This window comes from Actinomycetospora soli (genome assembly GCF_021026295.1).
Taxonomy (GTDB): domain Bacteria; phylum Actinomycetota; class Actinomycetes; order Mycobacteriales; family Pseudonocardiaceae; genus Actinomycetospora; species Actinomycetospora soli.
The window spans coordinates 1-10,050 of record NZ_JAJNDA010000050.1 but is presented as its reverse complement, the minus strand read 5'-3'; the positions used below and the strand labels follow the sequence as shown (position 1 = coordinate 10,050).

Annotated in this window: 10 protein-coding genes; 2 read left to right on the top strand and 8 right to left on the bottom strand. The window is 71.7% G+C overall.

From position 1 onward, the window contains the following. Positions 1 to 519 precede the first annotated feature (519 nt). Complete coding sequence (locus LN037_RS31720) at positions 520 to 840, top strand: DUF6247 family protein (RefSeq protein ID WP_230761051.1); 321 nt, start codon at positions 520 to 522, stop codon at positions 838 to 840. 194 nt (positions 841 to 1,034) lie between these two features. On the opposite strand, the gene LN037_RS31715 is transcribed toward LN037_RS31720, so the two are convergent. Next, a complete protein-coding gene (locus LN037_RS31715; RefSeq protein WP_308286221.1) occupies positions 1,035 to 2,150 on the bottom strand; it encodes an alkene reductase in 1,116 nt (371 codons plus the stop codon). Between the two features lie 192 nt (positions 2,151 to 2,342). Between LN037_RS31715 and LN037_RS31710 the strand changes: the two genes are divergently transcribed. Then, complete coding sequence (locus tag LN037_RS31710; protein WP_230761047.1) at positions 2,343 to 3,071, top strand: SDR family oxidoreductase; 729 nt, start codon at positions 2,343 to 2,345, stop codon at positions 3,069 to 3,071. A gap of 93 nt (positions 3,072 to 3,164) precedes the next feature. Here LN037_RS31710 and LN037_RS31705 read toward each other — a convergent pair whose 3' ends face one another. The 7 genes from LN037_RS31705 to LN037_RS31675 are packed head-to-tail and all read right to left on the bottom strand — an operon-like array spanning position 3,165 to position 9,582. Continuing rightward, the gene (locus LN037_RS31705; protein ID WP_230761045.1) at positions 3,165 to 3,680 is read right to left on the bottom strand and encodes a hypothetical protein; all 516 of its coding nucleotides are present in this window, start codon (positions 3,678 to 3,680) and stop codon (positions 3,165 to 3,167) included. Further along, on the bottom strand, positions 3,677 to 4,819 hold the full coding sequence (locus LN037_RS31700) for a cation:proton antiporter (protein WP_230761043.1): 1,143 nt from the start codon (positions 4,817 to 4,819) through the stop codon (positions 3,677 to 3,679). Before LN037_RS31700 ends, LN037_RS31705 begins: the two co-directional genes overlap by 4 nt. Continuing rightward, positions 4,820 to 5,929 carry a sulfite oxidase gene (locus LN037_RS31695; RefSeq protein ID WP_230761041.1) on the bottom strand — a complete coding sequence of 370 codons (1,110 nt, stop codon included), beginning with the start codon at positions 5,927 to 5,929 and terminating at the stop codon, positions 4,820 to 4,822. A gap of 21 nt (positions 5,930 to 5,950) precedes the next feature. Continuing rightward, the gene (locus LN037_RS31690) at positions 5,951 to 6,286 is read right to left on the bottom strand and encodes a hypothetical protein (protein WP_230761039.1); all 336 of its coding nucleotides are present in this window, start codon (positions 6,284 to 6,286) and stop codon (positions 5,951 to 5,953) included. Then, complete coding sequence (locus LN037_RS31685; protein WP_230761037.1) at positions 6,252 to 7,988, bottom strand: xanthine dehydrogenase family protein molybdopterin-binding subunit; 1,737 nt, start codon at positions 7,986 to 7,988, stop codon at positions 6,252 to 6,254. Before LN037_RS31685 ends, LN037_RS31690 begins: the two co-directional genes overlap by 35 nt. After that, complete coding sequence (locus tag LN037_RS31680) at positions 7,985 to 9,061, bottom strand: FAD binding domain-containing protein (RefSeq protein ID WP_230761035.1); 1,077 nt, start codon at positions 9,059 to 9,061, stop codon at positions 7,985 to 7,987. The genes LN037_RS31685 and LN037_RS31680 overlap by 4 nt, the downstream gene beginning before the upstream one ends. Beyond that, on the bottom strand, positions 9,058 to 9,582 hold the full coding sequence (locus LN037_RS31675; RefSeq protein ID WP_230761033.1) for a 2Fe-2S iron-sulfur cluster-binding protein: 525 nt from the start codon (positions 9,580 to 9,582) through the stop codon (positions 9,058 to 9,060). Before LN037_RS31675 ends, LN037_RS31680 begins: the two co-directional genes overlap by 4 nt. Between the last annotated feature and the right edge of the window lie 468 nt (positions 9,583 to 10,050).

Below are 10,050 nucleotides of genomic sequence, written 5' to 3'. Positions count from 1 at the left end.
CCGAGGGTCTGCGCGCCCAGGGACTGGTCGTGGTCAACGAGGACATGGCCGGCCACGTCCACCGCGACCGTGGCCTGCTCACCGGCGACAGCCCACTGGCCGCCAACGCCCTCGGCAAGCTCGCCGCCGCGACCCTGGTCGAGCGCGCCAAGAGCTGACGGCCATCCGCAGCGCTCCCTCGTGAGGGGAAGGAGGGTGCCCGCCGGACCGAGCGGGAGAGCGCGCCCCGCGACGCGAATAGCGGCCCGCTTACGTCACGTCCTCGGCCATCACGGCGCTGCACAACTGATGATCGACACCGTCGAGCATCACTTGTGACCAGCATGAACGTCCATAGGCCGTCACCGTGGCGGTCGTGAACCCTGTCCACTGGGTTCGGGGTTCGAGTCCCTGACGGCGCACCACGTTCTTCCTGGTCACAGCGTTGAGAAGTGACCGAGGCTCAGCGGTGACTCCTCAACTCCGACATCGGCTCAGTGCCCTGGTCCGGTGTCGGCAGTAATCGCTATCGTCGCCGCTGTGACCGCTGCAGCCCGTCGCGACCCCGAGCCGCACCCGCTCGCGCTCGGGGCTTCGCCAGCGGTCATCAGGCAGCGGCTGGTCCCCGACGACGCCGCGCGCTTCGTCGCTGCCTACGAGGCCGCCCTGAACGACGCGCGCACGTCGCTCGACCTCGCCGGCGTGCATGAGCTCGTGGAGCGCTGGCGCGGCATCGCGATCCTGCAGACCGACCCGGCCGCGTACCGGCGCACCATCCGCCGCTCCGCTGAGCTCGCCACCGGGCAGCCCTCCCCCGAGCAAGAACCCCTCGACGTCACCACCACCAAGGCCGGCCTGTAGTGGATGTACGTCGTCCGTTCCGAGCGATCCTGCGGCTACGACAGCTACATCAGCACCTCCGGAGCTCCTGCAGTTCAGAGCACGGCTTGTCGGCAAGCCTGCTCGGTGCCGGGCGCCGCCTCGGCTGTCGACGTCGCGTTCGTCGGCTTCGGGCGCCGCCGACGCGGGTGCGCCGGAACAGCCGAGGCGGCGGGTCAGACGGCGTCGTGGAGGAACGGGTAGTCGGTGTAGCCCCGACGGTCCCCGCCGTACAGCGAGCTCTGATCGGGTTCGGTCTCGACGGCTCCCTCCCGCCAGCGGCGCACCAGGTCCGGATTGGCGATCCACGGACGTCCCACCGTCACGGCGTCGGCGACGCCGTCGGCGATCAGCGCCGACATGTCCTCGCGGGTCGAGTACTCCTCGAAGTTGGTGTTGAGGACATAGACGCCTGGCCACGCCGCGCGGAGACGCGGCACGAAGTCCTGCTCACGGGTGCCGACGACGTGCAGATAGGCCAGGTCCATCCGGGCGAGAGCGTCGACGAGCACGTCGTAGACCTCGTCGTCGTTCTCGACGATGCCGTTGAACGGATTGAGCGGTGAGACACGGATACCGAGGCGGTCGGCCCCGATCTCCTCGGCGCACGCCTGCGCGACCTCGACCGCGAAGCGAGCCCGGTTCTGCGGGGAGCCGCCGTAGCGATCCGTCCGGCGGTTGATGCCGTCGGCGAGGAACTGGTGGATGAGGTATCCGTTCGCGCCGTGCAGCTCGACGCCGTCGGCGCCGGCGTCGACGGCCAGACGCGCCGCGTGGGCGTACCCGGCAACGACGTCGGGGATCTCGGCGAGCTCCAGCGCGCGTGGGGTCACGTATTCGAGCGTGGTCAGTTCCCGCTCGGCGCCCGGGTCGGGCGAGGACCAGGTGACGATCGAGCCCTCGGGGCGCACGGCGGAGGGCGCGACGGGGGTGGCGCCGTCCAGCGTGTGGGGGTGGGAGATCCGCCCGGAGTGCATCAACTGGACGAACAGGTGACCCCCACGGTCATGGACGTGGCGGGCGATACGCGCCCAGCCCGCCTTCTGCCCGACCGAGTGGACGCCGGGGACGTTGGGATAGGCCTGACCCATCCGCTGGGGCTGGCTGCCCTCGGAGAAGATCAGTCCGGCCGACGCCCGCTGGGCGTAGTACTCGGCCTGCATCTCGTTCGGAACGTCTCCGTCGGCCCGGTTGCGGGTCAGTGGAGCCATCAGCACGCGGTGGGGGAGCTCGAGACGACCGACGCGCAGGGGCGCGAGGAGCGGACTGTCGTCGGGCAGAGGGGTGGACACAGCGGGCGCCTCTCTCGGTCTCGGCGATCGGACCCAAGAATGACAACGACGGTTGTCGCTTCAACTACAGAGTTGCCGTCCTGTGTGCACCCGCAAACGTCGTCGTCGCCACGAATCTCCCGGCCCCGCCGTGGGTAGGCCACCTCCGGACGCGCCGAGCCGGCCGTCCACACCGACTGACGAGGAGGCCTCATGACGAACGTCGCCGACAAGGTCGTGGCCATCACCGGAGCCAGCAGCGGGCTGGGAGAAGCGACGGCACGACGGCTCGCCGACCAGGGCGCGAAGGTCTTCCTCGGAGCCCGGCGCGAGGAGAACCTGAAGCGGATCGCCGACGACATCGGGGACGACGCGGCCTACCGCACCCTCGACGTCACCGACCGCGACGACGTGCAGTCGTTCGTCGACGCCGCCGAGAAGCAGTTCGGCCGCGTCGACGTGCTGCTCGCGAACGCCGGCCTGATGCCGCTCTCGCCCCTCGAGGCCGCCAAGGTCGACGAGTGGGAGCAGATGATCGACGTGAACCTCAAGGGCGTTCTCTACGGGATCGCGGCCGTGCTCCCGAAGTTCCGGGCCCAGGGCGGCGGGCACGTCATCAGCCTCGCGTCGGTGGCGGCACACACCGTGTTCGCCAACTCGGCCGTCTACTCCGCGACGAAGTTCGGGGTCTGGGCGGTCATGGAGGGTCTGCGCCAGGAAGTGGGCGAGGACATCCGCGCCACGGTCATCTCCCCGGGCGCCGTGTCCACCGAGCTGACCTCGAAGATCACCCACGCCGACAGCGCCGAGAGCGCCGAGGACCTCTACTCGGTCGCCATCGACGCCGATGTCGTGGCCCGGGCCATCTCCTACGCGATCGACCAGCCGGCCGACACCGACATCAACGAGATCGTCCTTCGGCCGACCGCACAGTCGCTCTGACGGCGGGGTCCGGCACGGCGGCGCTCGACGGAGAGAGCGCCGCCGTATCGGGGCGAAATCCGATCACCGACCTCGATCACACCCGGTCGGATCTCAGCGCACGAGGAGCGCGGCCTGCTCGAGGTCGAGCTCGCGCTGGATACGGAAGAAGGCGTCCTCACCGAGACGCCCGTCGTCGCGCAGGGCGAGCAGACGGGCCCTCTCGGCGATGATCATGGATTGGCCGAACCGCCGGTAGGTGTCCCGGGGGAGCTCCTGCTGCCCGGCACCGGGCGCCGCACGCGGCTCGAGGTAGGCTCGAGGGTCGCCCTCGGCGATGTCGGCCTGCGTTCCGATCGCGGCCAGTTGCTCGTCGGCGGCGCGCACACGGTTCTGCACCCGGCGACGAAGTTGATCGACGATCTCCTCTCCGCCGGGAGCGTCCCGGTGCATCTCCTCGAGGCGGGCCATCGCGGCGTCGGCGGCTTCCCGACGCGCCCGTGCCTCCTGCTGTGACTCCACGGCCGCTTCCGAGTCGCCGCCGACCAACCGCCGCGCCAGCAGGGTCAGGGTCAGTCCCTGACCGAGCAGGGTCGCCAGGATGACGACGAAGGTGAGGAAGACGATCAAGTCGCGCTGGGGAAGGCTCCCCCGTCGGGCATCATGAGCGGCAGAGTCAGCACCGCGGCCAGGGACACCGCACCGCGCATCCCCGCCCAACCGGTCAACGTCGACTCGCCCCACGTCGCCCGACGGCGCCCGACCACGGCGGGCACCGCCTGCTCGCTGAGGGCCAGCCACACGACACGGACGACGATCAGTGTGATGACGACCGCCACGGACGACACGACCACGACGCGGAGCGGGGTCGAGGTGAGCCCGGCGACCACCTCACGCAGTTCCAGCCCAACCAGCAGGAAGACGATGCCCTCGAGGAGCCAGGACAGCGCGGTCCGCACCGACCCGGTGACGACTCTGGCGCCCGGCTCCATGATCGTCGTCGCGCGGTGGCCGAGGTAGAGCCCGGCGGTCACCACCGCGACCAAGCCGGACGCGCCTACCACGTCGGCGGGGAGGAACGCCGCGAACGGAGCGACCAGGAAGACCACGACGTCGGTGTAGGGATTGCGCACCCGACGGCGCACCCACGCCACCACCGCGGCCACGACCCCACCGATGACGAGCCCACCGATGACGAGCCCACCGAGGGCGCTGAGCAGGAACTGCCCCGTCGCTTCGGCGAAGGACAGGCTCTCGCCGGTGGCCGCACCGACGGCCACCGTGAGCACGGTCAGCGCGGCCGCGTCGTTGAACAGGCTCTCGCCCTCCAGCAGCGCCTCCACCCGGCGCGGCAGGCGGACGCCACGGGCGACGGCGGTTGCGGCCACGGCGTCCGGTGGCGCGACGGCGGCGCCGAGCGCGCACGCCGCGGCGAAACCCAGGCCGGGGACGACGGCGGTCGCCACCACGCCGACGGCCAGCGCCGAGGCGATCGTCAGGCCGACGGAGAGCAGCAGGATCGGCCGGACGTGGCGCCGGAACGCCGGCAGCGAGGCGGCGAACGCCGCGCAGTACAGCAGCACCGGGAGCAGGACGACCAGGACCAGGTCGGGGTCGATCCGCAAGGGCGGGACCCCCGGCACCCACGACACCGCCGCGCCCACTACCAACAGCGCGATCGGGTCGGGGACACCGAGGCGGCGTGCCCCCGCCCGGACCGCCGCGGTCAGCGTCACCAGGCCGACCACCACGGCAACGATCTCGACCACCTAGGACACGTCTCCGGTCGGCGTCGCGGTGACGGTGACCGTCGGCCACGAGTTGTTGACGTAGCCCTTGGGGTTCCAGACGGTGGCAGCGTGCTCGGGCTGCACGGCCGCGGTGCTGTCCCAGGCACGTGCCGTGATCTCGACCCCTCCCGCCGGGACGTCGACACGGGCGTGCCAGAAGCGCCAGGTCCAGGGGGTGGGTTGGGCGTCGAGATCGGCCTGGACCCAGGTGGCGCCGCCGTCGGCGGTGACGTCGACGCGGACCACGGTGCGGTCGTCACCGGCGAAGGCGTAGCCGGCCACGTGGGTCGGCCCCGCGGGCAGCTCGTCGCCGTCGTCGGGGACGAGGATCTCGGAGTTGAGCGCGACCGCTCCCAGCGCGACGCCGTCCCCCGGGCGCGTCCGAGCGGTGTCGGTGTCGGCGGGCAGCAACCGGTACGCGCCCTGCTGGAAGAAGTTGTCCGACGGGTGGTCCTGGGCGGTGATCCGCTGGACCCACTTGACGCTGCGGGCGCCGATGTGACCGGGAACGATCACGCGTACGGGCGCCCCGTGCGCGGCGGTCAGCGGCTCGCCGTTCATCTCCCAGGCCAGCAGGACTTCCGGCGCGGTGGCCTTGTCCGCGGAGATCGACCCGCCGAAAGGCTGTGGTGGATCGGCTTCCGGCGCGACGTCGGGGGCGTCGAACGCGATGTCGGTGGCGTGCGGGTCGAGACCGCACGCGGTCAGCACGTCGGCCAGGCGGGCCCCGCGCCAGCGAGCAGTGGACGTCGCACCCGCCCCCCACGGGTGTTGCCCGGGGATGTCGCGGAAGGCCATCAACCCGGCGCGACGGTTACCGGCGCACTGGAGGGTGGCGGTCACCTCCACGGGCGCGAACCGGTGCTGGAGCTCGGCCAGCGAGAACTCCAGGGCGTGACCGACCATGCCGCCGACACGCAGCCGCCACGCCCCGGCGTCGATCTCGGGCATCGTGCCGTGGTTGCGGCCGTAGAACACCTCCACCGGGGTGATCACGTGCTCGGCGAGCGCCGCCCGGGGCGGCTCGGCGTTGTACGGCTCCTGCTCGTGCACGATCATGTCGGCACGCTTGGCTGGCGCACTCGTCATCGGGACCTCTCTCGTGATCGCTCACCAGCGGGCAGCGAGGGCAGCAGCGGTGAGCTGTTCGCGTGTCACACCCTCGTCGAGGAGGCGGTCGGCGTCGGCGCGTTCGATCGCGACGCCGGTGTCACAGGCGCCGTGGCGCTCGCGGGCCAGCGCGACCAGTCCGTCGAGGATCTCCTGCGGGGACCCGGCGAGCGGGGCGAAGGGGTCGGCGGTCGTGATCAGGGTGACCCGGTGGTCGGCGTCGAACCCGACGACGAGGGTCGCCCAGACCTCGCCGCCCTCGAGGACGGCGACGGCCGCGCTCGACCCCGCCGGCACGTGCTCACGGACCGCGGCGTGGAGCTGGTCGTACCTCACACCCGGGCGCCACTGCAGCCCGAGCTGCGCCGAGGCCGGAGCGGGGTGGGTGACGATGCCGTCGTCGTCGCGGTCGAGGTTCCCGTAGAGGCGCCGCACCCAGGCGTCGAGGTCCTCGTCGGGGTCCCACGAGGCGCCCATCGCGGCGAAGTGCCCGTCGACGGCGTCCCGCTCGAAGACCGCGACGAGGTCGACGGCGGGGTTGGCCTCGTGCAGCGCCCGGGCGGCGTCCGAGCGCGTCGGCGGCGATCTGGGTGAGGACGGTGCGTGCTCCGGTGCCGATGTCGGCGGCGGCGAGCTCGACCTCGTAGCGCCCGGTGGCGCCGAGGGCGGGGTCGAGCGAGGGATCGCGGTGGAAGCGGATGACCGCGGTCGATCCGGGCATGGAGAACACCGGGTAGCTGGAACTGGCCACCCCCGTCCCGTGCCACCAGCCGTCGACGAGGCGGGCGCGGGGCTGCGGGTCGCGATGTGACCAGGCGAAGCGCTCGGCGCCGCGTCGCAGGCAGGCGACGAGGTTGCGGCTGGAGAACGGCAGTCCCGACTCGGGGCTGACTGTCGGCTCGTTACGCACCCGCAGTTCGATGGGGTCGAGGCCGGTGACGACGGCGAGCTCGTCCATGGCGACCTCGGCGGCGAAACTGCCCGGCGCCTCGCCGGGCGCTCGCATCCACGAAGCGATCCCGACGTCGAGCGGGACGAGGCGGTGAGTGGTGCGCCGGTTGGGGGTGGCGTACATCGAGCGGCTGTAGGTCGCGGTCTGCTCGGCGAACTCCTTGAACCGGGCGGTCTGCTCGACGACGTCGTGGGTGATCGCGGTCAGGGTCCCGTCGGTGTCGGCGCCGAGCGCGACGTGCTGGATCGTCGGCGTCCGGTACCCGACCAGGTCGAACATCTGCTGGCGGGTCAAGGCGTACTTCACCGCCCGGCCGGGCACGGCCATCGCGGCGAGGGTGGCCAGCACGGTGTTGGCATGCACGTTGCCCTTGGAGCCGAACCCGCCCCCCACGTGCGGGGCGATCACGGCGACCGCGTCGGCGCCGAGACCGAAGAGGCTCGTGACGGCATCGCGGGTGGTGACCACGCCCTGGGTCGACTCGAACAGCGTCAACCGGCCGCCCTCGGCGTCCCAGGACGCGATCGTGGTGTGCGGTTCCATCGGATTGTTGTGGGTCATCGCCGTGGTGTAGGTCTGACGCACTGTGTACTCGGCGGCGGCGAGAGCGGCGTCCGGATCGCCGATGCTCTCGTCGGTCGCGAACGCCGGGTTGACCACGTCCGGGGCGTAGAGATCGGGCGAGTGCTCGTCGAGCGACGCCACGTGGGTGTCCTGGTCGTAGGTCACGGCCACGAGCTCGGCGGCCTGGCGGGCGATCTCGGATCCTTCGGCGAGCACCCCGGCCACGTACTGGCCGCGGAACCTGACCTCGGGGGTCTGCAGGACCGACCACTCGGCGTCCGAGGTGTCCGCGAGCCGGACTGCGTTCTCGTGGGTGATCACGGCCACGACACCGTCGAGGGCCTCGGCCGCCGAGGCGTCGATCGCGGTGATCCGGCCCCGGGCGATCGTCGACTGCACCGGGTGCAGGTACAGCGGCCGGACCACGGGGTGTTCGAAGGCGTAGGGGGCGGTGCCGGCGACCTTCTGCGGGCCCTCGATGCGGGGCTGGGAGGTGCCCATCGACCGTGCGGTGATGCTCATGCGGACTCTCCGGGGACGCCGTCGGTCGCGGACGGGTCCTGGGTCAGGCGGCGCAGGGCCGTGGTCACGGTCCCGGCCACCAGCGGAATCTTGAAGGCGTTACCGCCGGCCGGGCTCTCGACGGGGCGCGCTCTCTCGAGCTCGGCCTCCGCGGCGGCGCGGAAGTTCTCGTCGGTCGCCGGGCGCCCGCGCAACGCCTCCTCGGCGCGGAACGCGCGCCACGGGAGGTGGGCGACGCCGCCGAGGGCGATGCGTACGTCGGCGACGACCGGCCCATCGGGGGGGCGGTCGACCTCGAGCGCGGCGGCCACCGAGACGAGCGCGAACGCGTAGGACGCCCGGTCACGGACCTTGTAATAGGTGGAGTTGGTGGCGATCGGCGCGGGCGGCAGGTCGACGGCGGTGATGAGCTCACCGTGGCGCAGGACGGTGTCACGGGTCGGGTCGTCGCCGGGCAGCCGGTAGAACTCTCCGATCGGGATCGTGCGCTCGCCCTCGGGGCCGAGGACCTGCACCCGCGCGTCGAGCATCGACATCGCCACGGCCATGTCCGACGGGTGGGTGGCGATGCAACGCCGCAGACCCTCGTCGTCCTCGGCGGCGCCGACGATCGCGTGGTACCGCGCCCAGCCCCCGAGCGCCGAGCACGACTCGTCGAGTGACCGCTTCGTACACGGTGTGGTGCGGTCCTGGAAGTAGGCGCACCGGGTGCGCTGGAGCAGGTTGCCGCCGGTGGTGGCCATGTTGCGCAGCTGGCCCGACGCGCCCTGCAGCAGCGCCTCAGCGAGCGCCGGGTACTCGGCGCGCACCCGGGGGTGCGCGGCGAGGTCGGAGTTGCGGACCGCAGCGCCGATCCGCAGGCCTCCCTCCTGCCCGTCGTCGCCGGGGAGGTCCTCGATCCGGTCCGAGGTCAGGCCGGTGACGTCGACGAGCGTGCTCGCCGCCGCAATGCCCAGCTTGAGGTGATCGACGAGGTTGGTGCCGCCGGCAAGGAACATCGCGTCCGGGTCGGCGGTCACCGAGGCGACGGCGCCGGCGGCGTCGTCGACGCGGGCGTAGGTGAAGGGCCTCATGGCAGGGCTCCACTCCGCGCGGCGTGCGCGTTCTCGATCGCGGTGACGATGTTGGCGTACGCGGCGCAGCGGCAGATATTGCCGCTCATGCGTTCGGCAATCTCGGCGCGGTCGAGCTGGGGCGGGGCGGCCACGTCGATCGCCGCGGCGTTCGGGTGACCGCCGTCGACCTCCTCGAGCATCCCCACCGCCGACGTGATCTGGCCCGGGGTGCAGTAGCCGCACTGGTAGGCGTCGGCGTCCAGGAACGCCTGTGCCATCGCGTGCCGCTCCCCTTCCGGGGCCAGCCCGTCGGCGGTGACGACCTCGTCGCCGTCATGGGCGACGGCCAGCGAGAGACACGCCAGAGTGCGCCGACCGTCGAGCAGGACCGTGCACGAACCGCACTGGCCGTGATCACAACCCTTCTTGACGCTCGTGACGTCGAGGTGTTCGCGGAGGGCGTCGAGCACAGTGGTCCGGGTATCGATCGTCAGCGACCGCTCCCGACCGTCCACGCTCAGCGTGATGGAGGCGTCCATGACTTTGGTTACCCACTCTCTGTCTACGGCTAGATGCACACCCCGACCCGCACAACGACCCGCACGACCGCCTGAGGGGTAGGCGAGGGGATCGAGGTCGCCGAGACCCGAGTCAGTGGGTTCCGCGCGTCGGCAGTGATGGTGACCGGATGAGGCCGTCAAGCGGTCGCGGCTCGGTGAGGACCGAGCGGGTGTCCGGCGGCTTCGGCAGGCAGCCGGGTGGCCGGGCCACCCGGCGCCGTGGTGGGTCGGTCAGATCGGTGACTTCTCGGCGATGACGTGCACGGGCTCGATGGTGGGCTGCTCGAACAAGGTGCCGGTGTTCTCGGCGAGGGCTTGCCTGAGCTTGACCCCTCCCACCGGACACCTCGCCTGAGGTGGACCCGGTCCGCCAGGGAGGATCATCTTCGTGCCTGCCCCACACGCGCCTGAGTTCCGGCGGCGAGCGGTCGAGCTTGCCCGTCTGGG

Bases quoted from the DNA above. Each gene is read 5' to 3' on its own strand.
- LN037_RS31680 (WP_230761035.1), bottom strand. From the start codon at position 9,061: ATGAGGCCCTTCACCTACGCCCGCGTCGACGACGCCGCCGGCGCCGTC.
- LN037_RS31710 (WP_230761047.1), top strand. From the start codon at position 2,343: ATGACGAACGTCGCCGACAAGGTCGTGGCCATCACCGGAGCCAGCAGC.
- LN037_RS31675 (WP_230761033.1), bottom strand. From the start codon at position 9,582: ATGGACGCCTCCATCACGCTGAGCGTGGACGGTCGGGAGCGGTCGCTG.
- LN037_RS31685 (WP_230761037.1), bottom strand. From the start codon at position 7,988: ATGAGCATCACCGCACGGTCGATGGGCACCTCCCAGCCCCGCATCGAG.
- LN037_RS31695 (WP_230761041.1), bottom strand. From the start codon at position 5,929: ATGACGAGTGCGCCAGCCAAGCGTGCCGACATGATCGTGCACGAGCAG.